We start from the raw sequence: 26,304 nt of genomic DNA, 5'->3' as shown, positions 1-26,304 counted from the left end.
TCTTGCACCTGGAATTTACTCCTGAATTTACTTCTGCACAAGACGGTTATCACCATGATATATTCTATTCTTCATTCTTTCTTCTTGTGGATATCTTTCCAAAATACACACCGGCTTCAGCCAGCTCATTCTGACTTCTACATCTATTATATTCAGCTCTGATAACTGCCTCCACAGCCTCTCTTCCGAATTGATCAAGTCTTGCATACTTCAGTGCATATTCTGTAAGGTCATCTTCCACCTGTGACAAAGCCAAATCTTCCATAGCCGCTTCATCTATTACAGGCGCAGATGAATCATCTGACTTTCCCATAATATATTCGATACGCTTCTGGAATATATCGCTCATCTTACTTAATGTTTCAAATCCAGGAGTTCTGGTATCGGTCTCCCAAGTAGATACCGTACCCTTTGTTATACCAAGTGCCTCTGCAAGTGCAGTCTGCGTCATGCCATTTTCTTTACGAAGTTCCTTAATTCTTTCACCCATTGTCATGATTTGTCACCTTCCTTCTATATTAAAGTATGCTAATTTCATCACTTTGTCAACAAAAATAATTATTTTTGTAAACTTTTAGTATTGACAGGTAATGAACAGTAATATATACTAGCATCATCAAAGTATGCCAATATCGTTACTTTGATGACAAAATAAAGAAGGAGGAATCATTACATGCAGAAACCAACAATCAGTGTTCCTGAAATGGCAGCGGAGTTAGGAATCGGCTTAACCAAGGCATATCAACTTGTTCACGAGCCTAACTTTCCCACCATTCGAATAGGAACTCGCATCCTTATTCCGGTTGACCGTTTTCACGAATGGTTAACGCAGGAATCCAAGGGAGGTGAAGCCAGTGAAGGAAAACACTAATTTACCTTTCCCTCTTACCATCTACCAGGCAGATTGCTGTGGCGATACAGAAGAAATGACAACTAAATATTATACCGCTACCAACAGGGCAAGGTACAAGTAAACCACAATCGTTTCTTAGGCTATACCAAGGATGCCGAAGGTAATCTTATCATCGACCCAGAACAAGCTGAAACAGTAAAGCGAATCTACCGTGAATACCTTGAAGGCTCTAGTATGGATAAGATTGCAGCCGGACTGGAAGCCGATGGATTACTCACTGGTGCAGGTGGAAAAAGGTGGCATACAAGCACCATAAATAAAATTCTTCAAAATGAAAAATATATGGGCGATGCACTTTTACAGAAAACCATCACAACGGATTTCCTTACCAAAACAAGAATAAAAAATAATGGTTCTGCCCCTCAATACTATGTTGAGAATGACCATGAAGCCATTATTCCAAAAGATATATTCCTATTGGTACAGGAAGAACTTGTAAGAAGACGTGGCATTAAGAAAGACCACAATGGCCGAGCCTGCTCCTACACTTCCAACCATATTTTTTCTAAGATGGTTATCTGTGGAAACTGCGAAGATTTCTTCCGAAGAATTCATTGGAATAACCACGGTTGCAAATCCATCGTATGGCGCTGTTCCAGCCGCCTTGACCGTTCACGAAGCACCATCCCTTGTACGACTAGAACTGTAAACGAAGAAGAATTAAAGAGCATTGTCATCCGGGCTATCAACGAAGTATTTGCTTCAAAAAAGGATTATTTGAAAGTACTGCAAAACCACATTGCACAGGTAGTCAAAGAATCTGCTGCCATTTCGGAAATTGAAATTGATAAGCATCTTCTGGAACTCCAGAAAGAACTCATCAACAAAGCCAACAACAAGGAAGAATACAATTCCATCGCAGAAGAAATCTTCCACTACCGTGAACTTAAGCAAAAGACTCTCACCGACGGTGCTACCCGCGATGACCAGGTTAACAGGCTCAAAGAACTCTATGATTTCATAAAATCACAATCCACTGAACTCACCGAATTTGACGAATCTCTGGTCAAAAGAATGGTCGAGAGAATCGTGGTATATGATGATAAAGTGTGCGTTGAGTTTAAGTCCGGAATGACGGTGGAGGTATAGTTTTCAAATATCAGAGGTGCTATAACTAAAGCACCTCTGAAACTAATTCTATTTTTACAAGTTTTATCTTTTCCTTTGGAGTAATAATATTTCTTTCATGTTGATAATATATATCTTTTCCACAACACTTCTTATATTTTATTCCACTTCCGCAAGGACATTTATCATTTCTTCCCGCAATGCTCTTATTCCTTCTCGTTTCAATTTTACTGTCTATTTCAAACATCTGCAAAAAAGGTAATCCAAGTTTGAGAAATTCATCCAATTTCTTAAACTTTTCGCTTTCCGGTCTATCATCATCTGAAGGCTCAATAATACATCGTTTGTCTTCCGGATGACTAACTAAACAAACTGCTTGAATCGTTTTTATTTCATCAATATGTTCAATCGCTGGTTTTCCCCAATAAAGATTCCCCTTAATATGAGAGCACGCAAGACTTTGCATTGATTCTCCACATATACTGCAATGTGACTTTGAAATAACATACTCACTACTCGCAAACACCTTATAAGGATACATGTTTTCATATTTCAATAGCAACTCCAATATAACTGGCAATTCCAGTCTGTCTTCCGCAAATTTTCCTATATACTGTATGTCATCTATACAGTCTTGTAACCTAGACCAAGAAGACTTATAACTACGCTCTTGTAACAGTGAAAAATACGACATCAGGTGGCAAAACAATAAAAAATAGCATTTAAAAACGTAATTTGAATTTGCCAATTTTTCATTATTTTCATTTTCAGCAATTGTGAAAATCTCTTCAAACGAGACATTGCATAACTCTAATTCTTTTTGGGGATTATCAAAATCATTCAAATATAATCTGTTTTTAACTTCATTCAACTGCTTACATATATAATTCACTTGCTGCAAATCAGCGCGTTCAATAAAATATCTCAGCATTATTTTCCTCACATATCATTTAAATCTATTTTTTCAAAAGATTCCTTAAATGCAACTGCATCACCTTTATAATGTAATGATTTTTCTTTTCCTTTTGATTTTACTATAAATGTTACATCTACTTGAGTTTCTTCCTTCTCACGTCCTTTACGCTTCTCCGCAATATAATTGCATACCATATTAATAGCAAACGGCAATAGTATATTAGATGCCACCCATATCACAGGCATCCATATATCAAAAGAGTGCAACGAACGCACACTAATATCTCCATCTGCCAATACATCATAAGTATGCTCCGCATCATTTAATCGACAATATTTGATAAAATCAATTGTCTCCTGTGCAAAATAATACTCTTTGTCTTGATATTTACTCGGAACAACAAGAAAATCTTTTGTTTCAAATTTCTCTTTTGTTTCATCTGAAGCATTACAAATATCAAAATATTCATTAAAATCAGCTTTAGTATCTTTTATAATCAAATCCATCTTAAAACCTCTCTATTTCTTTCCACTATCCATAAAATTAACACAATCCTCACATTTCAAGCTACACTCTTGCATCTCATATATGTTGGGATTTCTTTGGACTCCAATATATGGAATACCTTTATTATTGCAAAAATCTATTATTTCCTTTCTCTTTTCACTCTGCATACGATTTCCTAAATACACTCTAGTTATAGGAAAGAATTCCACATTACAATTATCACCATTCTTCTCACTTAACGGAAGAAGTAATCTCCATTCATTCTGAAATGCCCAATCAATACTTTTTCTTAATGCACCATTAAAATAAATATCCCATAAATATTCTTTATTCTTATTTCTATCTTTCCACTCTACCAATTCTTTTGTAATATTGGGACGCGTTTTACAATAGACCATTGGAAACAAATTGTAGAATAGGTCTTTATATTTTTCGTCATTTGGAAGTACAGTATATTCGATGCAAAAACCATTATGGCAATCTGCATATTTTCCCCACATTAATTGTGAATATGGCGTTGTTGCGAAACATGATATTCTAAATGTATTTCTCAATTCTTCCATATACTCTTGATATTCTTCCGAAATAATTTTCGAGACAACTTGTCCAATATCTTGATTTTCTGATAATCCTATTTCAATTTTATTTATGAAAATCTCATTAGACATCGATTCTATTTCAGAAGTTGGTGACACTGTAAAAATATGATCAAAATCCTTATTTTTCTCAACAGATTCTTGAATTGCTTTTAACAGCTCTATGCCAATATTTTCTATCGTTTTGCTTTCATCAACAGGTAATCCGCATCTTCTACAGTATTCTAAAAGACGATATTTATGGTAGTCATAATAGTCAATATTAATCTCAGAATCATAAACATCATCAAATAGACTCGGCGATTGCATGTACACTGTATTATTCTTTAATGCAATCATTGAATAATTCACTTTGCTTCCTTCTTTATCATTTTCTGCATTTGAAAAATATTTATATAACCTTAATGGCATATTTATTTTGGATCTATATAAAAACTCATCATATCCCATCTTTTCTACATCTTCCAAGGTCATAAATGCACCATTAATAACACAACACGTAGATGCTAATTGCGGTGCCAACTGTTGTATATTCATTATTAATTCCGATAAATCCATCTTTCTTCACCTCGCATCCAATCCACAGTCTCAGATACCCACTATCCAATCAGCCTACCCGACCATCAATTCTAGCGACATATCCATCCTGCAAAACAAAAATCCGAGCCTTTTCATCAGTTAGGCTTTTCATCCTAACCTCCGAAAAAGCCCGGAAATAAGCCATTTTCTTATTTTTACTTATCTTTCCTTGACATCAAAATCACTGTCTCCACATGCACCGTATGAGGGAACTGATCCACCGCGCGCACCTTCGCAAGCTCGTAGCCTTTCTCGCGCAGGAACTTCACATCCCTTGCGAGTGTTGCGCTGTCGCAGCTGACATACACAACACGCTCCGGCTGCATGTCAACAATCGTCTGAAGCAACGATTCCTCGCAGCCTTTGCGCGGCGGATCGACAACAATCACATCTGCGTGTGCTTTCTCACCATTGTGCGTCTTCGCATATTCTTTATAATAATCCGGCAGAACTTCCTCGGCTTTTCCGACATAAAATTCTGCATTTTTAATTCCGTTAATCTTAGCATTATTTTTCGCATCATCAATCGCCTGCGGCACGATCTCCACACCGTACACCTGCTTTGCCTTCTGAGCAAGAAACAGGGAAATTGTTCCGATTCCGCAGTACAGATCCCACACCGTTTCCTCACCGGTCAGGTCTGCATAATCCAACGCCAGCTCATATAATTTCTTTGTCTGCACCGGATTCACCTGATAAAATGACAGTGGTGAAATCTGATACTTTACATTTCCGATATAGTCTGTGATAAATGTCTGTCCCCACAGAAGTTTAATCTTATCTCCCATAATAACATTCGTCTTTGCACGATTCACATTAACAGTAATGCTTGTCATTCCCGGAATTTTTCGCAGACGCTCCACAAGAACTTCTGCGTGCGGCAGTTCTTCTCCATTTAAGATCAGACAGACCATGATCTCATCGGTTGTGAAGCCGTAACGAATCAGCACATGGCGCACAAGACCGGTATGCTTTTCTTCATTATAAGATAGAATCTTGTATTCTTCCATAAACGCAAGAATACACTCCAGAATCTCTTTATTTACCGGAACACCAAGAATGCAGTCTGTATTTGAAATAATATTGTGCGTTCTTCCGGCATAAAATCCTGCAATCACATGTCCTTCTTTATCTGTGCCGATTGGGAACTGTGCCTTATTCCTGTAACAGAACGGCTGATAGTCCGCTGCACCTGCCTTTTCAGTATCCGCAGCAGCCGCAACTTCTGCGGTTTCGCCGCGTTCCATCCCAACAACCGGCTCCATGATCTCATCTAAAAGCTCCGCTGGCACACCACCGATCCGTTCCAGATTGCCGCACACTTTTCCCTCTTTAAATGCAAGCTGCGCCGAATATTTCATTTCCTGAATCTGACAGCCACCACATTTTCTCGCCATCGGACATGCCGGTGTCTTCACTCTCGCCTCGGACGACGTCAGGATCTTCTGTAATCTCGCATAGCCATAGTGCTTCTTCGCTTTCATGACTTTCGCTTCGATCACATCTCCGATCATGGCATCTTTAATAAAGAGGGTATAGCCATCAACTTTGCCTATGCCCTCTCCATTTACGCCGATATCTTCAATTGTAACTGTTACAACATTGTTTTTTTGCATATCTTTCTCCACTTAAATTGAATCTTATCGCTGCATCTTTGTAATTTTATTTTCCTACACAATCGTCTTTCTCAGATTGGATTCAAATAATCGGTTGTATCCAAGCCAGTCATTGTTCTTCTTGTCTTTGAAAAGTTCCGTCAGTGTCTGCATCTTCGCATCGGTTGCATCTGCGAAATTCAGTGCCAGTGCCTCTGCCAGCGCAGGTTTCTTCGGTGAACCATACTCTAATTCTCCATGATGCGCAACGATACAGTGCTTTAATTCACTTGCCAGCTGCTCCGGGAATCCCGGAATACTTCTGACTGCATCAGAGATCATCTCCACACCGATCACGATATGTCCAAGCAGCTGTCCATCATCTGTATAATCATTTGTCGGGAACGGTGACAATTCTTTTGTCTTTCCGATATCGTGACAAATGGCTGCAGCATATAGCAGATCTTTGTTGAGAATCGGATATGCACTCACCATATATTCGCACATTTTCACGACGCTTAATGTATGTTCCAGAAGTCCTCCGGCAAATCCATGATGAACGGTCTTTGCTGCAGAATGTCCGACAAATGTCTTGATAAATGTTTCATCATTTACAAAATAATACTCAACCGCCTGACGCAGATAGTCATTATCGATCTTCTTCACATATCCGATCAGTTCTTCAAACATACTGTCTGTGCTTTTCTCGGTTGTCGGCATGTAGTCTGCTGCCACATACTCATCTTCATACGCCTTACGGATCTGACGGATATTGAGCTGCAGATTGTTATTATAACTGATCACATCACCAAATACTTCGATAAAATCCATCTCATCATAGTCTGCGATTCCATTAGAATTCGGATCCCAGACCTTTCCGTCCAGTGTTCCTGTCTTATCCTGCAGGATCAGATTGTCATATGGCTTCCCGTTTCTTGTCTCTGCGCTTCTTTTTCCTTTGCACAGATAAATATTTCGGATGGTTTCGCCTTCTACTAATGTGTTGATATATCTCATATTTTATAGCCTCTTTCTATTATTTATTTCCCACTGTAGCATTAAAATGCACAGCAACATACTGATCTTTCGCACCGCGTCTGTAACCTTTGATCAACAAATGTGTGCCTTCTTTTTCTTCCATCAAAAGTTCATGATACTGTTCAAAATTCTCTATATCTGTTCCTCCTATCGCAGTCAGCACATCCCCGCTCTGGATACCGGCGCGCATCGCCGGAGAATCTGCTTCTACTTTATCTACATAGATTCCTCTTGGAATCCTGCGATCTTCCGCTATGTTCTCGGACACATCCGTTGCATGGATTCCGATGTACGGAACGCTCTCTCCGTTCGCCAGAAACTGCATAACATCTTTGATGTCTGAAATCGCATATGCATGCATCAGTTCTTCTTTCGCATCTTCGCCTGCCGCATCACAGATAATTCCAATCACTTCTCCCTGCCGGTTAAACATAATACCGCTGCCTCCGGTAAATCCGGCAAGCTCTGCTCCCAGAATATGATATGTACCATCAGCCCACTCTGCTTTCTCGGTACTGGATCTCAGCACACCATATCCCACTGCATCGCCCTGCCCGAAAAGCATACCAAGCAACACGGTGGTGTCACCCTTCTTCACCTCATAGGAACTGCCAAGCGCTGCAAGCCGGATACTCTTTGCCGTCTTTTCTTCCAGCTGTGATTCCTTCACTGCGTAAATCGTCAGTTCTAGGTTCGCATCGCTCTTCTTCTCTGTAACCCGATACTTTTTTCCATCACAGAATGTTGCCTGGATCTGCTGTGTTTCTCCCACTTCCATCGTCGGTCCCAGGATCAGAAGTTCCTGCCCGTTGTCTGCAATCAGGACACCGGATACCGACTGACTCTCACTGACAAACTCTTTATTGCCAATCGTTGCACCCGTCAGTACAAGAAGCGATACTACACTTCTCTTTCCTTTCTTCGCAACATCACTTAATGACTTCACAGACTTGCTGTAATTATCTTTCTTCTGTCCGTTTCCATCTTTCCCGAATCTGTCTGCTTCATTTTCTGCAGTCTGCTTCGTGTCTCTTGGAATCATCACTTCATCCGGATTGCCGGATATTCTGCTCTCTACCCATGGTTTGAACACACTAAAAGTAAAGCAGGCAACCAGTCCGATAAAAATTCCCACGCCTATCTTACGCAGGATTCTCTTCTTCCGCTTTCCTGTGCCACCCACTTCATCTTTGATGACTTCCTGTAAAAAAGAATACTCCGGAGTCTCGTTCATTTCTGATTCTTCTTGCTGTCTTTTTTGCTCATCCATAGGTCCTCGCGTCTCCTTCGCAATCCTTTTTCTAGTATAGCGTATCACCTGCAAATGTTCAATATTTATCCTTTTCTTTATCCTGCAAATAAGGTAGAATATATCCAGGTGAGAATTATGAATAAGAAAACATTAGCAAAACTGGAATATAACAAAATTATCGAACAATTAATAGAACATGCCTCTTCTTTCAGTGGAAAAGAACTGTGCAGAAGACTGAAACCGATGACAGACATTTCTGCCATCAGGAGCGCGCAGGATGAGACTGCGGCCGCTTTTACAAGGATCGTGAAGAAGGGACGCCCGTCTTTTAGCGGCTGCAATCCGGTCAACGATTCCATCCGCCGACTAGAGATCGGCGGAGTGCTCGGAAGCGGAGAACTTCTCCGCATCTGCAAATTATTAGAGACTGCCGGTCGTGCAAGAGCTTATGGCAGACATGACAATGCCGATGAGATGGAAGATTGTCTGGACGGCTATTTTGAACAGCTCAATCCGGTAACCATTCTGGTAAATGAGATCCGCCGCTGCGTTATCGACGAGGATGAAATCAGTGACGATGCCAGTCCGGGATTAAAACATGTCCGCCGGGCAATGAACCAGATCAATGACAAAGTACACGCCACTCTTTCCAATATGGTAAATGGATCTCTCCGCACTTATTTACAGGATCCGATCATTACGATGCGTGGCGACCGCTATTGCATCCCGGTCAAAGCCGAGTACCGCAGCCAGGTTTCCGGTATGATCCACGATCAGTCTGCAACCGGTTCTACACTTTTCATTGAACCGATGGCTGTCGTAAAACTGAATAACGATTTAAAAGAATTATATGGGCAGGAGCAGGAAGAGATTCAGAAGGTTCTGGCACGTCTGAGTGCAGACTCTGCCGAATATACAACGGAAATCCACACCTGTTATACAATCCTGCGTCAGCTTGATTTTATTTTCGCAAAGGGTGCACTTGCACTTGATATGAATGCGAGCCAGCCGATTTTTAACACGGAAGGAAGAATCCACATCCGGGAAGGAAGACATCCCCTTTTAGATAAGAAAAATGTCGTTCCGATCACGCTTACATTGGGGGATACATTTGATCTCCTCATTGTCACCGGACCGAATACCGGTGGTAAGACGGTTTCGCTTAAGACCGTTGGACTTTTTACTCTGATGGGACAGGCAGGGCTTCACATTCCGGCACTGGACCGTTCCGAGCTTGCCGTATTTCACGATGTATATGCCGATATCGGAGACGAGCAGAGCATTGAGCAGAGCCTCAGTACATTCTCTTCTCATATGACGAATATCGTTTCCTTTTTGAAACAGGTAGACGAACACTCTCTCGTTCTTTTTGATGAGCTGGGTGCCGGAACTGATCCGACCGAAGGTGCAGCACTTGCGACTTCTATTTTGAATCATCTTCACAGCCGCGGCATCCGCACGATGGCAACAACGCATTACAGCGAACTGAAAGTCTATGCACTGTCTACGCCGGGCGTGGAAAATGCGTCCTGTGAGTTCGACGTTGAGACGCTCCGCCCGACTTACCGGCTTCTGATCGGCATTCCTGGAAAGAGTAACGCTTTTGCTATCGCTTCCAGACTGGGGATTCCGGATTACATCATCGAAGATGCGAAGACACATCTGACAGAACAGGATGAATCTTTCGAGGACATTCTGACAGATCTGGAAACGAGCCGTAAGACATTGGACAAAGAGCGCGAGACGATCGCTGCTTACAAGCGTGAGATCGAACGTCTGAAAATGGAAACCTCCCAGAAACAGGAGAAGTTAGAAGCCCAGAGAGACCGTATTTTACGTGAGGCAAATGAAAAAGCACATGCTATTCTGGAAGATGCCAAAGAGACTGCCGATGAGACAATGCGAAATTTCCACAAATTCGGCAAGGCGAATTTTTCTGCCGCCGAGATGGAGAAAGAACGTGAACGTCTCCGCAAGAAGATGGCGAAAACCCGTTCCGGCATGACACCAGAACCAGCGAAACCGAAGAAACAATACAAACCGTCAGATTTCAAACTTGGCGAATCGGTTAAGGTTCTGAGCATGAATCTTACCGGTTCGGTTGTATCTCTTCCGGATGCAAAGGGCAATCTGGATGTACAGATGGGAATTTTACGCTCCAAAGTAAACATTTCCGATTTGGAGATCATCGACGAGAAGCCGAACTATCTTCAAAAGACAGCGAAGCGTACCGGCAAAGGCAAGATCAAGATGAACAAATCACTTACCGTTGCTACTGAGATCAATTTACTCGGTAAGACAGTCGATGAAGCGGTCGCTGAACTGGACAAATATCTGGATGACGCGAGCCTTGCACATTTAAGCTCTGTCCGCATTGTCCACGGAAAAGGAACCGGTGCACTGCGCCAGGGCATCCACAAATACCTGAAGCGCCAAAAACATGTAAAATCCTTCCGGCTCGGTGCTTTCGGAGAAGGTGACGCCGGAGTTACAATCGCAGAACTCAGATAGAACACTGCGAACGAAGGGAGACTATTTTATATGGTAAATAAACAGAAAATTTTAATCGTAGACGATGATGAAAATATCGCCGAACTGATTTCCTTATATTTAACAAAAGAATGTTTTGACACGATGATGGTCCATGACGGTGAAGAAGCACTTGTCGCATTTGACACTTACCAGCCGAATCTGATGCTTCTGGATCTCATGCTTCCGGGCATTGACGGCTATCAGGTCTGCCGTGAGATCCGTGCAAGATCGAACACACCGATCATTATGCTGTCTGCCAAAGGCGAGGTTTTTGACAAAGTACTTGGGCTGGAAATGGGCGCTGATGATTATATTATGAAACCATTTGATTCCAAAGAAATGGTTGCCCGTGTAAAAGCTGTTCTCCGTCGCTACCAACCGGGGCAGAAGATGGAATCTCCGGTGGAAGACAAAAGTAAGCGTGTCGAATATCCGGGCATTTCCATTAACCTTACCAACTATTCGGTTATTGTGGATGGTCAGACTGTCGATATGCCGCCAAAGGAACTGGAACTTCTCTATTTCCTTGCTGCTTCTCCGAATCAGGTGTTCACAAGAGAGCAGCTTCTGGATCAGATCTGGGGATATGAATACATTGGCGATACCCGTACAGTAGACGTACATATCAAACGTCTCCGCGAGAAGATCAAAGATCATGCTACATGGGGACTTGCTACCGTCTGGGGTATTGGTTACAAATTTGAAGTAAAATAAGAAATAAACCACAGAGGCACTACATGAAAAGTACATTATATTTGAAATTTGTTATTGTATATATCATTTTCGGTTTCCTGAGCCTTTTTACGATCGCAACACTCGGCTCTGGCTTAGTCAGTGATCCGCTGACAGCCAGCACCGGTTCTTCCGTTCATCAGGAAGCGAATATCATTGCAACGAATTACCTGCCGCAATATTTTTATGGAAATATTACGCTCAACGATGTTCATCTGCAACTGTCCGGTATCGAATCGCATCTGAATGCTGCATGCTGGTTTGTTGACCGCAACGGCAAAGTGCTGACCTCGGCATCCTCCGGTGATTTTCCTTCCGCTCCGACCAGAATTGCGAACTTTGATCCGGCAGAAATTGGCAATAACCAATATGAGGTCAGTGATTACCACGGTTACTTTAATGAAGATGTACTCACGGTCATTGCACCAGTGAACAGTAACTATACTTCTCAGGGATATTTGATCATCCACAAAGACTTGAGCAGTGTTTCCGAGACACAGCATTATCTTCTGAATGCAGCTTATACGTGCTTTCTCGTCATCTACATTCTGTCCTTTATGATTCTGCTGGCGTTCCAGTTTTTCGTTTACCGGCCGCTCAGCAAGATCACGGAAGCCGCCAAGCAGTATGCTTCCGGCAATCTGGATTACGAGATACCTGTCAACACCGAAGACGAGATGGGATACCTTTCCGCATCCCTCAACTATATGTCTTCCCAGCTTCGGGATATGGAAGACTACCAGAAGAAATTTGTTGCAAATGTCTCCCATGATTTTCGTTCTCCGCTGACCTCCATCAAAGGCTATGTGGAAGCGATGGCAGATGGTACGATCCCGCCGGAATTACAGGGAAAATATCTGAAAATCATTTTATTTGAGACAGAACGTCTGACGGATCTGACACACGATCTTCTGACATTGAATGAATTTGATACGGAACATCTTCTGTTAGATAAAGTGTCATTCGATATTCATGAGATAATCAAAAACGTAGCCGCATCCTTTGAAGGGCGCTGCACCCAGAAGAAGATTTCGATTGAACTTCTTTTCGCAACCAAACATCTCTATATCTTTGCAGACAAGAGGAAGATCCAGCAGGTTCTTTATAATCTGATCGATAATGCGATCAAATTCAGTGATCAGGATTCTTCCATTACGATCGAGACAACCGAGCGTGGCGATAAAGTTTACACGTCTGTCAAAGATTACGGTATCGGTATTCCGCGAAATGCACTGAATAAGATCTGGGAACGTTTTTACAAAACTGATCTTTCCCGTGGCAAAGATAAGAAAGGAACCGGACTCGGTCTTGCCATCGTCAAAGAAGCCATACAGGCTCACGGAGAAAATATCAACGTTATCAGCACAGAAGGTGTTGGAACAGAATTTATCTTCTCCCTGCCGAAATCATCTGAAACGAGCAAATAGCAGAGAAACTGACTTATAAAAACAAGTCAATTTCTCTGCTATTTGTGCCACTCATATCTGTATTCTCCTATATTCTATGTTTAGAAACATGTAAATGCTCCGTCGATCACGAAATCAGATCCGGTTGTAAATGTGCTTGTATCGCCTGCCAGATACACACAGATGGATTCTAATTCTTCCGGTTTACCCATTCTTCCAAGCGGTGCCATCTCGTTCCATTTCTCGATCAGCGGAATCAGTGTCGGAGAGTTCAGTGTCAGTTCTGTGCCGATATATCCAGGGCTGATACAGTTCACACGCACACCACGTTTAGCCCACTCGATCGCGAGAGATTTTGTCAACTGGATCACACCTGCTTTAGATGCATTATATGCACACTGTGGCTGTGGGACATTAACAATATGTGCAGACATGGATGCAGTATTTATGATAGATCCGCCGCCGTGAGCCAGCATATATTTTCCTGCTGCGATATCTGTTAAGAAAATACCGTTCAGGTTGATGTTAATAACCTTTGACCACTGCTCATAAGTCATCTCTTCTGCCGGAGCGTTGATGCAGATACCTGCGTTGTTATGACAGAAATCCAGTCCACCAAGTTCCTTTACAACTGTCTCTACCATCTCGTCAACCTGCTCTTTGTTCGTGCAGTCTGTCTGGATCGCAATGACTTTTCTTCCTGTCTTCTCAGCCAGTTCTGCCGCTGTCTTCTTTGCTTCCTCGATATCAAGGTCAACGATTGCCACATCAGCTCCTGCCTCTGCAAATGCAGTTGCGGTACATTTACCAATTCCTCTTGCTGCTCCTGTTACAAAACCTTTCTTTCCATCCAGTCTCATTTTCTCAATAATTCCCATGATGATTCCTCCTAATTTATAGTGTGTTTTTACGTTTTGAATCATTTTATAATTTTATTTTATAAAATCATTTTATATAATGTATTTACATAATAGCCTATTTAAAGAAAATATACAATACTGTAAACTTCACAATCTTTTACCCTCGAATTTGTGAAACACTTACAATCTCAATCTGTCTCTGGACGATTGTACTTTTATTATGTATACTTATCTTATATCTTTTTATTAATTGATTTTGTAAAATAGCTGCGTAGCTGCGAAAGAACACATTTATGTGTATTTTGCGAATTGCTGGGGTAAAAGGTTTTAAACAGTTGCAGATGAATAGGGGACTAGATTATGGATTTTTTCACACTTACAGATATAAAATTAAAGAATTTGTCGGACGTGTACTCATTTATTTACCAGCATCCGTCCTGCCCGAAGCAGATGATCGCAAATGAGCTTGGCATCAGCCTGCCAACGGTATCACAGCATCTGAATACACTTCTGGATGCTTCTCTTATTAAGACATGCGGAAGGCTGGATTCCACGGTCGGACGCCGTGCGGTTGCCTATCAGGTAGAAGCGCTTGCGCGTATTGCGATCGGGATCGAACTACTGCCGCACCGGGCGACGATTGTTGCACTTAATTTATATGGAAAGGTGATTGCACGCGAGAAGATTTCTCTGGATTTTGCACCGACAGATGATTATTTCATTTCTCTGAAGAATACCGTGCGGAACTTTATGAATACCAATCACTACAAAGAAGACACGGTGCTTGGCATTGGGCTTGGTGTACAGGGACTGATTTCCCCGGACGGGAAAAGCTTTACTTACGGCGAAATTTTGAACAGTACCGGGTTACGTCTGGATACTTTTGCAAATGCATTCCGTTTCCCATGTAAGCTGATCCATGATGCGGAATGTGCCTGCTACAGCGAGCTGTGGGAGCAGCGCGACCTGAGCGATGCCATCTACATTTCTCTTGGGCAGCATCTGGGCGGCGCCGTGCTGATTGACGGAAAACTGCAGGTTGGCGCCACAGGAAAAAGTGGTACTTTCGAGCATATGACACTCGTTCCGGATGGACTTACCTGTTACTGTGGCAAGAAAGGCTGCGCCGAATGTTACTGTTCCGGACATGCTCTGTTAGGCTCCGATGCCGACGACATTCACCAGGAACTGGATAACTTTTTTGAGAAAAAAGCAGCCGGGGATACCGACTGCCTGACTCGTCTGGATCATTATCTCTCCGACGTTGCCGTGCTGATCAACAACCTGCATATGGTACTGGAAACGCCGGTTATTCTGGGCGGACACATTGCATCTTATTTCACCGATGAAGACCTTGACCTGATCCGCAAAAAGGTAGCCGCACGCTCCACATTTGACAGCAATGTTACTTACATTCTCTCCGGCAAATGCAAAAAAGACGCCGTAGCAATCGGCGCCGCAGTTCCATATATTCAGAGTTTCACCGAGCAGTTTGTCGCTCATTTGAGGCAGGATATTTAAGTGGACTCCCGATAGACGGTTAGTCCGCATACTTATGATTACAAAAGTAACCGCTTAGTTTGTCAGACTGGGGCGGTTATTTTTGTGGTTTATGATTATCCTTGCCGAATGTGTATCCAGCACAAAAGCAGGTGATGCCAAAGCTCACAACTGCAACTATTTTATATGATTAACTATATACAGCAAAAACGGCGTTAAATATCCAAGAAGCATGAAAGCTCCCCCTCCTATGAAGAATCCGATTCCTCCTGTTATAAGTGCTATACAAAAAAGTATTAATCCCGGTTTTAACATATACACGTACCTCCGATTCTTCTTCATACCTTAGTTTCCCCAGCGCATACTCCGCTTATAACCTCTACATATATAGTAACCACAAAACTTCCCATTTTGTGACATAAAATGGGAAGTTTTGTGATTTTTGTGCATTTTATATAATTATGGAAATGTGCTGTTTCTTGCCAGGTTAATCCCAGCAAGGATCAAAAGCACTGCTAACGTGATAACCAATTAAATTATAAATATAGCACATTTTTATTTCAGATGATTTCCCAAATACACAATTGACGGTGCCAAGAAACCAATAATTGCGCCTCCCATCAATGCTGCATCTGTTAATTCTCCACCCGGGAGTCCTACTACAAGCATTCCAATACCAGCAGTAAAAATCGATACCACTAGCAATAACCATCCTTTCATTTTCTTCACCTCTTTATTTTTGAACTACCTTTTTATATGCTTCATCTCCACTTCTGCATACCAATTTCGGAGCAAAACTAATTGACGCACCTCCTCCGAACGATACTGACGGAGTTGGCGCAGCTGATACAACTATATGACCATAATTTGACGCAATACCTACCTGTGTTACCTTTTTTCCAATACTCCATGATGTTGTAATGCTGCCAGCCATAGCTACATTTTTATATCTTTTTTTATCTGTATCCCAGTTTTTTCCCATTGTAATTCGTGTAAATACACCTCTTCCAGCATCTTTAGTTTTTACAATTGCATTCTGAGAAGTTACCCCCTGGTCTTTATGTCCGTATTTATAATATTTAACCGTAGCACTTGAAGAATCCTTTGTAAAATTTTCACTGGTTGTCGTAGCCGCAATATCTGTTACTAATGCCGCTGGTTCCTTGCTCCATGACCATGTCATTTTTGTTTTTAAATCCGTTTGATCTTTTTTAGGTGTAAATTTTAAACAGCTTATCGTATACGTCACTTTTCCATAGTGTTCTTTTCCTTTCAATGGTTTTTTCAGTGCTATAATATCCGCTTCTGTAAACCCATTATTTTTCAATTCAACATTTGATGCTTTTTGAGCCGCTTTAAGCATATCGTATTCTGATACTTCTCTTGTATATGTATTTGCAGCAGCTTTAGCCGCGCTAAATACAATATCTTCATCAGATTCATTGTCACATATTTCGTTATCGTTTTCAAGCACTTCTTGATTATCTGATTCCTGTGCATATACCGTTGTGGAATTTACAGATGCTCCAAACACTAATGCCCCTGTCAATACGCCAATTAATGCTAACGATACAATTCTTTTCTTCATAACATTTTCTCCTTTTGTCTTTATTTTTCGGATCCGTTTTTGTTTTGTTTACAGTATCATTATTTTTTTAATTTGTCAATAAATTATTATTTTATATTTTTATTACTTTTTACCTATAGACTTAATTTCTCTTTTGCGTTATAGTATGAACAGGCAACAACTTAGGAGGACGACATGATGAAAAAATTTAAAAAGCAAAAGCTTACTAAAAAGCAACTGGAAATCATGAAGATCTTATGGAACAGTCCAACCCCTATGATTGCCTCTGATATTGAAAAGAGTAATCCTTCTTTGAACATCAATACCATACAGGCTTGTCTGCGGGCACTGATGAAAGCAGAATATATCAAAGTCGCAGATATTGTATATAGCGGAACCGTATTGACACGAAGCTATACACCATGTGTTTCAAAAGAAGAATATTTCAATGAATCATTCAGAGACATTGTTGGATCTTCCCCCTTCGCTCTCTTCGCTTCATTGATAGACGCGGAGACGGACGCCGAAGAATTAGAGCAATTAGAACAGTTAATTGCTAAGAAAAAAGAAGAACTGAAAAAGGAGCAATAAGCAATTTATGGAACTTTCTCTCGGACCATTTCTTACTTGTCTGACGACAAGTATGATTTTAACCGTGTATTTTTATTATGTTTTATATAGGAAAAAGACATTTTTTGCACAGGGAAAACGCTTTGTATTTATTGGAATCATATTGATTCTTCTGCGCATGGCAGTTCCCTTGAATTTTCCTTTTACTTACACACTTCGATCAGAACATATTTTGCCAACGTTAATCGGATTTCTATATGATACCACACCATTTCATGGATGGAGTATTTTAGATATCCTATATCGCATTGTTTTTATTGGTGCTGTTATTCAATTAATCCGGCTATTGATCAGCAAGATAAGATTGAATAACTATATAAAGGGATTTGAAGTAAAAGACACTGCCGAGTATCATCACTTATATGAACTGGCATCGCACTATACAACTGACAATATCCGCATTGCCGTGCTGCCGGATACTATTTCTCCGGCTATTACCGGACTTTGCACACCAACATTACTATTACCGGATATTTCTTTTACCGACACAGAACTGGAATATGTTTTCAAACACGAACTCATGCATTATAAAAAACATGATCTATGGATCACGTTACTGGTAGATGTCGTCTGCTGTATTCACTGGTGGAATCCATTGATCTATCTTCTAAAAAAAGAGTATACACTCTTTATGGAAGTTTCCAACGATCAGGCAATCCTGCAGAACAGCAGCCGAAAAGAACATATCCAATATGCCAATTTAATTGTGTCCACTGCAAAGACTGTACATTACAGGCAATGTGCACACCATGCATTATCCATGAACTTTGTTGGAAAGAGTCCATCTAATTTGCGAACACGAATCAAATTTATCACAACAGATTTTACTGATGAAAAACGAAAAAATATATCCCGAATTTTTCAGTCAGCATTTATCACTATATTGTTGATATTTTCTTTTGTATTCGTGACAGAGTTAGTTTTCCCAGATCCCGAAGGCGTTATGGCTATCACTTCAGAAAATGCTTACTTCATCCATCCCAAACATTCTTCAAATTATGATTTATATGTAGATGGAAAATATTTAACAACTTTAGATCATATCCCTGAGGAAATGACCGATTTTCAGATAAAGGAGCAATAAATATATGAAAAAAAGAGTCAAATTAATTCCAGTTTATCTATTAGTATTTAGCTTATTTGCACCATGTACTACGCAGGCTTCCACAAATATTACTCATTCCACTTATACGGCAACGCCTCAGAAAATCTCTATCTCTCCAAGACGTGGTGATGTTATCGAGTGGAGATATAAAACAGTAAATGGTGTTCTGTACAAGCGGAAATACAATAAAACGACTCATAAATGGATTGGCAAGTGGGTTAAGGCTTAGTAACTTCAATTCATCCTATTTTCAAAGACAGCTCCCCGATACACTACTGTACCGGGGAGCTGTTTAAAATTGCTTATTCATTTTATTTACTCATACCGCCGTCAAGTACTACGATCTGATTTGCTGCTACTCCGTAACCAAGCATTTTCTGATATGCTTCTGCTACGTCTTCGCCTTGTCCATCTCCGACAAGTACGAATACAGAGGTCTTTCCGGCTTTCTGCACTTCTTCTTTCAATGCACTTCCGTCATTTTCTTTTACAGATGCTGACACAGCTCCGTCGATATGACCTGCATCGTAATCTGCTTTTACACGAACATCCAGTACGTTACAGATCTTGATCTCTCCTGTCATTGCTGTTGTAAGTTGACTCTTTGTCATAGTCTGCACTGCTTCTCCTGTTTTCAATGTTCCCATTCCGATAAGATACTGTGGCGCTTCATATGGATTCTTTGCCATGGATGACCATTCCGGATCCATAGACCACTGTCCGCTTTCCAAGATATAGATGTCATCATTGTTGATTCCCATCAGACTTCTTGCGACTTTTACTCCAATTTGTGCAATTTCGCCACCATAATAGCAGATAAATACATGTTTTTTACCGTTTTCATTGGACAAGCCCACTTTCTTCAGATTCTCTACACATTGATCAGCTGCAAGGTAATCGTATTCATCAGACATCATCGGGGCACCAAGTGCGCTGATCACATGTGCTTTTGTATAAGAACCCATGTCCAGTCCGCTCTTATCTATGTTCTGGCGCACGTCGATCAATTCGTATTCGCTGTTACCGGATGCAAGTGACGTAAGTACATCTTTCGCTGTAACATACTGATATGCGCTGGATTTTACAGTAACCTGACACTCTTTTTTCTGGTCTTCTCCAGATACACTGATCACTGCTTTTCCTTCTCCTACCGGTGTGATCACACCATTTTCTACAGTTGCAACTGCTTCATCGGAAGACTCCCATGTCAGCTTGTCTGTATCGATTCCACTTGCTGTTACTGTCGCTGTATAGCCATCTTTTACATACAATGTCACTTCAGATTTATCAATTTTTAATTCCGTTTTCTCGTCAATCGGCGGTTTCGACTCATCCGGTTTTGATGGCTTCTTCACCAGTTTCTTTGTCTTAAATGTCTTTGCCTTACTATATTTGCTGTACTTCTTGCCATTCAGACTGCGTACTTTTACAGAATACTTTGTATTTCCTTTCAGATTCTTTAATGTGACCGCTGTCTTTCTGGTTGTCACTTTCTTCCAGCTCTTTTTGCCCTTTGCTTTGTAAGCAACGCGGTATTTCTTCGCATTTTTTGCTTTCTTCCATTTTACTTTCACGGTTGCTGTCTTCGTGTTGCTGGTGCTCTTGTAGACTTTCACTGTCTTAGCCTTTACTGCTGCCGGTTTCTTCGCTGCTGCCTCACTGACATTTGGCAATAACATAGACATTGCTACTGCTATCATCAATCCAAACATCAGCACTCGTTTTGCTTGATTTTTCAATACTTTTTCCTTCCTTTCCTTCTGATTATAATGCTATTTTGCGCCAATAGTTCTTAGCTCCATTCTACAGAAGGTGTGGTTGGAAAACAAATTCGAAATTAATATAAGTATTATAGATAACTTATATAAAAAAAGTGTCGCAGTAACGATTTTTTTAATCGATACTACGACACTATCTTTTCTAAAACATCTATTGTATCCGAAAGAAGCTGCCAGTGGCAGGTTCTGTGGGTGCTTCTTCACTTTATTTACTCATACCACCATCACAGCAGTCCTGTTTTCTCTTGAAATTCTTCCAGGGAGTCCGCTCTCGCGGCGACTTTCAACCAGCTTGTTAAAACCTGCAAATCTTTTTCTGATTCAATCCGGGTTTGAAGTGCTTCCGGTATATCGCCAAACTCCTGTAAGAGTTCCAGTAGAGAATCACGTATTCCAACAGCTTTGCCTTCACGCAGTCCAGCAGCTTTGCCTTTCTGTATTCCAGCCGCTTCGCCATCTGCATATTCTTCCATGCGTATTAACCTTTCCCGCTTTTCCCATGTGTAATCCAGATGTGTCATTTTCTTTACTTCTTCCTTTCTTCTCCTGAAAAAATCTTCCAATATATGATGATCTATACAATCATGTATCGCACTGTCAACTGCCTCTTCCAGATTCATTTGCTGTCTTTGATTTTCTCTTACTTTTTCCACAAAGTATGTATATCCCTCCAGCACTGTTGATTTCTTTTTCAACTTCTGATTATTTTCCGGATTGATATTATAAACCTTGCAGATGATCTCTATCTGTGGTTCCTGTGCTTTGTGGTAAAAAGAATCCGACAATCTCATTTCTTCGTATTCTGGTTTCTTTTGCATCCCATTATAAAATACAATAAAGTGCGGTGTCGGTATCTGTATTTGCCTTCTGCTGAATAAATCTTTGTCATTATCTTTCAACCAGTCTTCCAGCGCATTTTCTTTGCTTTCCATTAACATGGAAAACACATCGCTTTTGTACTCTCTGTTTTTTCTCATGAATTTCTCCCTTCTTTGATTATGAGTCCTTCACAAGAAATTTGTGCGGTCTTTTAAGTACCTCAAGGACTCCTGCTGCTATTAGTGAAATTTAAAAGCATGAATTCCTTTCAGATACTTTAGATATGAATAAGACACGCTTCAAAAGCGCAAAAGAAAAAGATGCTTTTATAGGAGTTTAGCACTATCAAAGCATCTTTTCAACTTATTTCACAACTTTTGTATGCAAATTTTATTATCAAAAAGAATGAATATATCATTCGTTCGGCAACCCCATCCGTCTCATTTCAGATTTTGCGGATCCCGTCCAAACGCTTTATAATATACAAATTTCTGCTGATTTTGTTTCACATATTCTTTTAATGTTTCAACTACACCACTCTCGACATCCATGTCCAATGTCTTTTGAACTGCCACATCATCTTTTCCATATATTTGTTCCAAGTCTTTCCGGTAATAGCCTCCACCTCTTGGACAGATAATTTTCTCCACTTTATAGCCATCTTTTGTTTCTTTCAGATATGCAACCGCTCTGTTTCCATCCGCATCTGACTCGTATAATGTCTTACCTGAAGTCACAAAGCCATACCAGTAAAATGTACCAATTATTTTAACCGTATCACCCTGCTTTTTTATACCTGTAATTTGAATAATCGGAAGCACCAATTCATATTGCTTTTCAGGCAATGTAGATTCTATATTCTTTCCATGATATACACTTCCTGCATATACTTTTGGATTTTCGTAAAAGCAGTTAATCAATGCCTGTTTCACTGAATTTTTATCCTCTACATAATATTTTGGATAGTTTTTCTCCTCTGCATCAGATTCTATAGCAAAAACATAAAGTTTATCTTTTGTTATTTTTTTTGTATTCTGGTTTTGTCGATATATATACATCTGATACTTTGATGTACCGGCATTCTTTTTCAATACCAGGCAAGAGTTCTGTATTCCCCCATTTTTTACTTTCGTTCTCAAACATTTTTCACTGTAAATCTTTCCTTCAAATATTTTTTCTGCATTTGAAAATTGCTCCCAGGTTGTTTTATATCTTTGTGATTTCTTTCTTTGTTTTTCCAGATTTTCTGTAACTTTTTTTGTCTCGACCGGCGACAGCGAAGAAATTTCCTTCTTCTTTAAATTTCCCTTACACATACCAAGATCATAGCGATAATATTTTCCATATGGCTTCCCTTCTTGGCAATTGTAAATATACAAATTATCTCCATCAACAATAAATCTTGTCTTTAATGTCTCTGTACCGAAGAAATTACTTTGAATTTTATCAAGATCTATCGTTCCTTCTACCTGTCCTCTCTCCTGATCATAAATAACGACGCCAAATGTCCCTGCTAAAATAATCCTTTCTTCCGTATCTTCCAGAAGTTCCGGTGCATAAGCAGTATCTACTTTCACATGATAGTCCGTCATCTTCTGCACTACATGTTGACTGTTTTTATCCATTTTCCAGAAATTTGCAAGAACCTCCATCATTTTTCCACCATTCATCCTGTCAATGGCTCCTAAAATTCCGATTACACTCACAAAAACTGCTGCCGCTTTTAGGAAAAACTTTCTGTAATATCCTTTTCCCTTGTTCTTTTCCGATTCTATCATCCGTCCCACTGTTGGCTCATCTATCTGTTTTTCTATTTTATTCCATATATCTTCCCGCACCTGCCCTGAAGGTTCTAACAACGAAAATGCTTTTTTTATCTGATTCTTATTCATCTGCCCATGCTTCATATTTCTTCCTCCTTTCTCGTTTCTAACATCATTTTTAACTGTTTTCTTGCTGCTGATAATCTGGATTGTATCGTGCTTTCTTTTATTCCGGTCATAGCACTGATTTCCTTTACTGAATATTCTTCATAGTAATAAAAATACAATACTTCCCTATACTTTTTCGGAAGCTTTTGAACCTTTTCCAACAAGCAATATTCTTCTTTTTGTTCCTGTGGAATTTGTTGCAAATCCGGCTCGCGATCTGCTCTTCTTTTAAACCAACCACTCTTTAATATATCCAGACATGTATGTTTTGTTGTACGAAGAAGCCACGCACGAATGTGTACTTCATTTGCAAATTCCGGCTCCTTCTCCCACATTTTCAAAAATATATCCTGAACCGCATCCCCTGCATCACTCTCATTTTTCAGGTACAACATACACAACCGATACACCATGCCATTATATTCTTCATACATACGATAGAATTTGTCTTTTGTCCATTCCAATATCTTTCCACCTCCTTTTTGTTTTCACTTTATATACGAATGAGAGGGACGGAATATCCAAAAATTACGTAGTTTTGGCTTCTCATATATAAAAGAAGCTGTAAAAAAACCGCCTATGGTTTTCCATAAGCGGTGTCTTTCTTATTTTTTATTATCTCTCGTTATCGTATTTAACGAATGCGTCTACCTTCGGCTGTGATGAGCATCCCGGTACGAATTCGTTGCCAAGGAATGCATCTACAAGAAGTTCTCTTACTTTATTTCCTGTTGTGAAAGCTCCCATACAAGCGATGTTAGCATCGTTGCTCAGTCTTGCTCTCTGCGCTGAATATACGTCAGAGATCAGTGCTGCATATGCACCTTTAACTTTATTAGCTGCGATAGATACTCCAATACCTGTTCCGCAGATCAGAATACCACGATCATATTCTTTTGCTGCAACTGCTTCTGCAACTTTGACTGCTGTATGTGCGTAAATCGGGTCTTCGCTTCCGAAGTCTGTAACTTCTCCATATCCTTTAGATTCGATATACTTGATAACTTCCTCTTTTGCTGCCTGTGCGTTTGGATCGCATCCGATTGCAATTTTCATGGTTCATTCCTCCTATATAATACGTAAATTTCTTATAAAATTATTCTAGCATTATCGATTGTTTTTGTCTACTTTCGTTTACTTTCGTTTCGAAATTCTTTCCATTTTCAGCAATCTTTACCAAATATTTTTACAAATCTATTAAAAAGAGCCCTCTTAACATCATTTTCTCCTACGTATTGCTAAGAGTCTTTTATATATCCACTCATCAAATACAATCTTCTGCAGCTTTCTACGCTTCATACCGTATCAGCCTCTGCACATCTTCCAGAGTTTCACGCTCGCCGCTTGCAAGCAGGGAAAATAACACTGCTCCATATGCCGCCTCTTCTGCATATTTCGGGATACGAAGTTTCATCCGGAAACGATCGCTTGCAATCTTCTGCAACAGTGGGTTTTTGCGAATTCCATTTCCGCTTCCAACAAAGTGACTGCCATCTTTCAGATTCTCCGGCAGTACATTATAAAACTGATACAGCTCTTCGCACAGTCCTCGAAGTACACCGTACGCCAAATCTCCCGGATGGAAGGTATCTACTGTCAGCCCGGTAATACTTCCGGTCAGTGCCGGATTCTCACGACTTCCATTGAATCTTGTATCGACTGTCAATGTTTTCTCTTTTTCTGCAGCTTCTCCTGCGATCCGGTTCATGATACTGTAAATATCTTTCGGGCAGCCTACGCCTGCCAGTGCATAGATTTCCTCAAAAAATCGTTTCACAAGATTGTAGGAATATCCACCACACAAAGAAGAGCCTGCCATCAGATAGGAACCTTTCAAATATGGGCGGCACTCGATTCCATCTGCTTTTATCAGCTCTTCGCTGTAAACAGATACCTGTCCGCCGGTTCCTACATTTAACAATACTTTGCAGTCCTGATTGACAGAACCTAAGAAACTTGCCTGATTATCTCCAAATGCAACTGCGACCGGGATTGTTTTCCCCGCATATGCCGGATATTTCTCCACATCTGCTGTATAATTTCCGCATGTCGTGCTTGTTGTTGCTACTTCCGGCAGTAATTCCGGGTTCATACCGGCTTTTTCTGCTGCCGTACGGTCAAAATCTCCGACTTTCATATTGTAAAGTCCGAGACTTGCCGCCATTGTCTGATGCATCTTCGGTCTCTTCTCACCTGCCAGAGACATTGCAACATAATCCGGGATCGTGCAAAATGACTTTGCTTCTTCCGGGACAAGTCCGTGTTTTGTATTATAATAATTGGTTGTCAGTCCAAATCCCGATGCCATATGATAACCGGTTATTTTAGATAATTCAGCGGCATATGTCATACAAACATTTCCTGATTCGCCAGTCTCTGCGTTATCTGCCACTTTGTTTCCGCTATCTATATTTCCAGAATCACCCATCTCTGAATTGTCTGCCACTTTGCTTTCAGTATCTGTATTTCCCACGCCCTCAGAATCCACTACTGGTTGTTTCTTCTGGATATCAGCACATACTAAATCTCCTCTGCCATCCTGCCATGTATACAGCGGACTGACTGCCACGCCATTTTCATCTACATAGACAATTCCGTGCATCTGTCCGGTTACGCCAATGCTCACAATATCTTCCTGTTCGGAAAGATACTCTTCTAATATATTTTTGCATTTCACAAGAATTTTATCTGCATCCTGTGTGCGTTCGTATGTATGTACACTCTCTATCACAGAGTCATTGGTAAGCGTCTTCGCATCCAAAAGTTCTCCTGTCTTCGCGTCTACAAGCACTCCACATACGGTTGTTGTTCCGATATCTAATCCTATTGCTTTCATCTTCCTGCCTTCCCTTTTCCCAAACCAATCTGACGATTATCTTCTGAATTTTTTATATAGCATGCGCCCCGATAGTAACCTGTCGGAGCGCATATGAAAATCTTATATTCAATCTGTAAATTCTACACTAACTGTTTATTTTCC

At 40.5% G+C, this 26,304-nt stretch carries 25 protein-coding genes; 9 read left to right on the top strand and 16 right to left on the bottom strand.

Going from position 1 to position 26,304, the window contains the following annotated elements:
• Positions 1–64: 64 nt before the first annotated feature.
• Complete coding sequence (locus DW152_RS11495) at positions 65–496, bottom strand: helix-turn-helix transcriptional regulator (protein WP_118288684.1); 432 nt, start codon at positions 494–496, stop codon at positions 65–67.
• Positions 497–673: 177 nt separating this feature from the next.
• On the opposite strand from DW152_RS11495, the gene DW152_RS11490 reads away from it, so the two are divergent.
• A complete protein-coding gene (locus DW152_RS11490; protein ID WP_118288683.1) occupies positions 674–871 on the top strand; it encodes an excisionase family DNA-binding protein in 198 nt (65 codons plus the stop codon).
• 66 nt (positions 872–937) lie between these two features.
• Entirely contained in the window at positions 938–2,002 is a 1,065-nt protein-coding gene (locus tag DW152_RS11485; RefSeq protein ID WP_118288682.1) for a recombinase family protein, read from the top strand.
• Between the two features lie 25 nt (positions 2,003–2,027).
• On the opposite strand, the gene DW152_RS13530 is transcribed toward DW152_RS11485, so the two are convergent.
• The 6 genes from DW152_RS13530 to DW152_RS11455 form a co-directional block, all read right to left on the bottom strand.
• A complete protein-coding gene (locus DW152_RS13530; protein WP_118288681.1) occupies positions 2,028–2,912 on the bottom strand; it encodes a YecA family protein in 885 nt (294 codons plus the stop codon).
• A gap of 8 nt (positions 2,913–2,920) precedes the next feature.
• Positions 2,921–3,403 carry a hypothetical protein gene (locus DW152_RS11475; RefSeq protein WP_022465213.1) on the bottom strand — a complete coding sequence of 161 codons (483 nt, stop codon included), beginning with the start codon at positions 3,401–3,403 and terminating at the stop codon, positions 2,921–2,923.
• A 12-nt stretch (positions 3,404–3,415) separates the two neighbouring features.
• The gene (locus tag DW152_RS11470) at positions 3,416–4,558 is read right to left on the bottom strand and encodes a DUF2971 domain-containing protein (RefSeq protein WP_118288680.1); all 1,143 of its coding nucleotides are present in this window, start codon (positions 4,556–4,558) and stop codon (positions 3,416–3,418) included.
• Between the two features lie 176 nt (positions 4,559–4,734).
• Positions 4,735–6,195, bottom strand: a complete 1,461-nt coding sequence (rlmD, locus tag DW152_RS11465) for a 23S rRNA (uracil(1939)-C(5))-methyltransferase RlmD (RefSeq protein ID WP_118288679.1) — start codon at positions 6,193–6,195, stop codon at positions 4,735–4,737.
• 54 nt (positions 6,196–6,249) lie between these two features.
• Positions 6,250–7,191 (bottom strand): 3'-5' exoribonuclease YhaM family protein, encoded by a 942-nt coding sequence (locus DW152_RS11460; protein WP_118288678.1) that lies wholly within the window; start codon positions 7,189–7,191, stop codon positions 6,250–6,252.
• Between the two features lie 19 nt (positions 7,192–7,210).
• A complete protein-coding gene (locus DW152_RS11455) occupies positions 7,211–8,482 on the bottom strand; it encodes a S1C family serine protease (protein ID WP_118288677.1) in 1,272 nt (423 codons plus the stop codon).
• Positions 8,483–8,599: 117 nt separating this feature from the next.
• Here DW152_RS11455 and DW152_RS11450 point away from each other — a divergent pair, with 117 nt between their 5' ends.
• From DW152_RS11450 to DW152_RS11440, 3 genes are read left to right on the top strand one after another with little or no spacing between them, the layout of a single operon-like run.
• Positions 8,600–10,975, top strand: coding sequence for an endonuclease MutS2 (locus tag DW152_RS11450; protein WP_118288676.1), 2,376 nt, complete (start codon positions 8,600–8,602; stop codon positions 10,973–10,975).
• A 30-nt stretch (positions 10,976–11,005) separates the two neighbouring features.
• Complete coding sequence (locus DW152_RS11445; RefSeq protein ID WP_021860266.1) at positions 11,006–11,710, top strand: response regulator transcription factor; 705 nt, start codon at positions 11,006–11,008, stop codon at positions 11,708–11,710.
• A 23-nt stretch (positions 11,711–11,733) separates the two neighbouring features.
• A complete protein-coding gene (locus DW152_RS11440) occupies positions 11,734–13,155 on the top strand; it encodes a HAMP domain-containing sensor histidine kinase (protein WP_118288675.1) in 1,422 nt (473 codons plus the stop codon).
• 80 nt (positions 13,156–13,235) lie between these two features.
• On the opposite strand, the gene DW152_RS11435 is transcribed toward DW152_RS11440, so the two are convergent.
• Complete coding sequence (locus DW152_RS11435; RefSeq protein ID WP_021860268.1) at positions 13,236–14,012, bottom strand: SDR family oxidoreductase; 777 nt, start codon at positions 14,010–14,012, stop codon at positions 13,236–13,238.
• A 342-nt stretch (positions 14,013–14,354) separates the two neighbouring features.
• Here DW152_RS11435 and DW152_RS11430 point away from each other — a divergent pair, with 342 nt between their 5' ends.
• The gene (locus DW152_RS11430; RefSeq protein ID WP_118288674.1) at positions 14,355–15,515 is read left to right on the top strand and encodes an ROK family transcriptional regulator; all 1,161 of its coding nucleotides are present in this window, start codon (positions 14,355–14,357) and stop codon (positions 15,513–15,515) included.
• A 534-nt stretch (positions 15,516–16,049) separates the two neighbouring features.
• Here DW152_RS11430 and DW152_RS13285 read toward each other — a convergent pair.
• Positions 16,050–16,214: a hypothetical protein gene (locus DW152_RS13285; protein ID WP_021860271.1), complete on the bottom strand. Its 165-nt coding sequence runs from the start codon at positions 16,212–16,214 to the stop codon at positions 16,050–16,052.
• A 13-nt stretch (positions 16,215–16,227) separates the two neighbouring features.
• Positions 16,228–17,082 (bottom strand): hypothetical protein, encoded by an 855-nt coding sequence (locus DW152_RS11425; RefSeq protein WP_117538513.1) that lies wholly within the window; start codon positions 17,080–17,082, stop codon positions 16,228–16,230.
• 174 nt (positions 17,083–17,256) lie between these two features.
• Between DW152_RS11425 and DW152_RS11420 the strand changes: the two genes are divergently transcribed.
• The 3 genes from DW152_RS11420 (at position 17,257) to DW152_RS11410 (ending at position 19,025) form a co-directional block, all read left to right on the top strand.
• Positions 17,257–17,652 carry a BlaI/MecI/CopY family transcriptional regulator gene (locus tag DW152_RS11420; protein ID WP_242993006.1) on the top strand — a complete coding sequence of 132 codons (396 nt, stop codon included), beginning with the start codon at positions 17,257–17,259 and terminating at the stop codon, positions 17,650–17,652.
• Positions 17,653–17,809: 157 nt separating this feature from the next.
• A complete protein-coding gene (locus DW152_RS11415; protein ID WP_158549933.1) occupies positions 17,810–18,775 on the top strand; it encodes a M56 family metallopeptidase in 966 nt (321 codons plus the stop codon).
• 4 nt (positions 18,776–18,779) lie between these two features.
• Positions 18,780–19,025, top strand: coding sequence for a hypothetical protein (locus tag DW152_RS11410; RefSeq protein WP_117538510.1), 246 nt, complete (start codon positions 18,780–18,782; stop codon positions 19,023–19,025).
• Between the two features lie 82 nt (positions 19,026–19,107).
• Here DW152_RS11410 and DW152_RS11405 read toward each other — a convergent pair whose 3' ends face one another.
• The 6 genes from DW152_RS11405 to DW152_RS11380 form a co-directional block, all read right to left on the bottom strand.
• Positions 19,108–20,535 (bottom strand): rhodanese-like domain-containing protein, encoded by a 1,428-nt coding sequence (locus DW152_RS11405; RefSeq protein WP_118288673.1) that lies wholly within the window; start codon positions 20,533–20,535, stop codon positions 19,108–19,110.
• 263 nt (positions 20,536–20,798) lie between these two features.
• The gene (locus DW152_RS11400; RefSeq protein WP_118288672.1) at positions 20,799–21,551 is read right to left on the bottom strand and encodes a hypothetical protein; all 753 of its coding nucleotides are present in this window, start codon (positions 21,549–21,551) and stop codon (positions 20,799–20,801) included.
• Positions 21,552–21,833: 282 nt separating this feature from the next.
• The gene (locus tag DW152_RS11395; protein ID WP_118288671.1) at positions 21,834–23,300 is read right to left on the bottom strand and encodes a hypothetical protein; all 1,467 of its coding nucleotides are present in this window, start codon (positions 23,298–23,300) and stop codon (positions 21,834–21,836) included.
• Entirely contained in the window at positions 23,297–23,788 is a 492-nt protein-coding gene (locus tag DW152_RS11390) for an RNA polymerase sigma factor (protein ID WP_118288670.1), read from the bottom strand. Before DW152_RS11390 ends, DW152_RS11395 begins: the two co-directional genes overlap by 4 nt.
• Before the next feature lie 151 nt (positions 23,789–23,939).
• Entirely contained in the window at positions 23,940–24,380 is a 441-nt protein-coding gene (locus tag DW152_RS11385; RefSeq protein ID WP_021860281.1) for an RpiB/LacA/LacB family sugar-phosphate isomerase, read from the bottom strand.
• Between the two features lie 232 nt (positions 24,381–24,612).
• Positions 24,613–26,160 carry a sedoheptulokinase gene (locus tag DW152_RS11380; protein WP_118288669.1) on the bottom strand — a complete coding sequence of 516 codons (1,548 nt, stop codon included), beginning with the start codon at positions 26,158–26,160 and terminating at the stop codon, positions 24,613–24,615.
• Positions 26,161–26,304: the final 144 nt, after the last annotated feature.

Origin of the sequence: Dorea sp. AM13-35 (assembly GCF_003473885.1) — a bacterium.
Classification (GTDB): domain Bacteria; phylum Bacillota; class Clostridia; order Lachnospirales; family Lachnospiraceae; genus Dorea_D; species Dorea_D hominis.
This window is presented reverse-complemented; position numbering and strand designations above follow the sequence as displayed.

Excerpts from the sequence above, each read along its gene's own strand:
- DW152_RS11495 (WP_118288684.1), bottom strand. The coding sequence starts at position 496 with ATGACAATGGGTGAAAGAATTAAGGAACTTCGTAAAGAAAATGGCATG.
- DW152_RS11490 (WP_118288683.1), top strand. The coding sequence starts at position 674 with ATGCAGAAACCAACAATCAGTGTTCCTGAAATGGCAGCGGAGTTAGGA.
- DW152_RS13530 (WP_118288681.1), bottom strand. The coding sequence starts at position 2,912 with ATGCTGAGATATTTTATTGAACGCGCTGATTTGCAGCAAGTGAATTAT.
- DW152_RS11475 (WP_022465213.1), bottom strand. The coding sequence starts at position 3,403 with ATGGATTTGATTATAAAAGATACTAAAGCTGATTTTAATGAATATTTT.
- DW152_RS11470 (WP_118288680.1), bottom strand. The coding sequence starts at position 4,558 with ATGGATTTATCGGAATTAATAATGAATATACAACAGTTGGCACCGCAA.
- rlmD (WP_118288679.1), bottom strand. The coding sequence starts at position 6,195 with ATGCAAAAAAACAATGTTGTAACAGTTACAATTGAAGATATCGGCGTA.
- DW152_RS11460 (WP_118288678.1), bottom strand. The coding sequence starts at position 7,191 with ATGAGATATATCAACACATTAGTAGAAGGCGAAACCATCCGAAATATT.
- DW152_RS11455 (WP_118288677.1), bottom strand. The coding sequence starts at position 8,482 with ATGGATGAGCAAAAAAGACAGCAAGAAGAATCAGAAATGAACGAGACT.
- DW152_RS11450 (WP_118288676.1), top strand. The coding sequence starts at position 8,600 with ATGAATAAGAAAACATTAGCAAAACTGGAATATAACAAAATTATCGAA.
- DW152_RS11445 (WP_021860266.1), top strand. The coding sequence starts at position 11,006 with ATGGTAAATAAACAGAAAATTTTAATCGTAGACGATGATGAAAATATC.
- DW152_RS11440 (WP_118288675.1), top strand. The coding sequence starts at position 11,734 with ATGAAAAGTACATTATATTTGAAATTTGTTATTGTATATATCATTTTC.
- DW152_RS11435 (WP_021860268.1), bottom strand. The coding sequence starts at position 14,012 with ATGGGAATTATTGAGAAAATGAGACTGGATGGAAAGAAAGGTTTTGTA.
- DW152_RS11430 (WP_118288674.1), top strand. The coding sequence starts at position 14,355 with ATGGATTTTTTCACACTTACAGATATAAAATTAAAGAATTTGTCGGAC.
- DW152_RS13285 (WP_021860271.1), bottom strand. The coding sequence starts at position 16,214 with ATGAAAGGATGGTTATTGCTAGTGGTATCGATTTTTACTGCTGGTATT.
- DW152_RS11425 (WP_117538513.1), bottom strand. The coding sequence starts at position 17,082 with ATGAAGAAAAGAATTGTATCGTTAGCATTAATTGGCGTATTGACAGGG.
- DW152_RS11420 (WP_242993006.1), top strand. The coding sequence starts at position 17,257 with ATGATGAAAAAATTTAAAAAGCAAAAGCTTACTAAAAAGCAACTGGAA.
- DW152_RS11415 (WP_158549933.1), top strand. The coding sequence starts at position 17,810 with ATGGCAGTTCCCTTGAATTTTCCTTTTACTTACACACTTCGATCAGAA.
- DW152_RS11410 (WP_117538510.1), top strand. The coding sequence starts at position 18,780 with ATGAAAAAAAGAGTCAAATTAATTCCAGTTTATCTATTAGTATTTAGC.
- DW152_RS11400 (WP_118288672.1), bottom strand. The coding sequence starts at position 21,551 with ATGAGAAAAAACAGAGAGTACAAAAGCGATGTGTTTTCCATGTTAATG.
- DW152_RS11395 (WP_118288671.1), bottom strand. The coding sequence starts at position 23,300 with ATGAAGCATGGGCAGATGAATAAGAATCAGATAAAAAAAGCATTTTCG.
- DW152_RS11385 (WP_021860281.1), bottom strand. The coding sequence starts at position 24,380 with ATGAAAATTGCAATCGGATGCGATCCAAACGCACAGGCAGCAAAAGAG.
- DW152_RS11380 (WP_118288669.1), bottom strand. The coding sequence starts at position 26,160 with ATGAAAGCAATAGGATTAGATATCGGAACAACAACCGTATGTGGAGTG.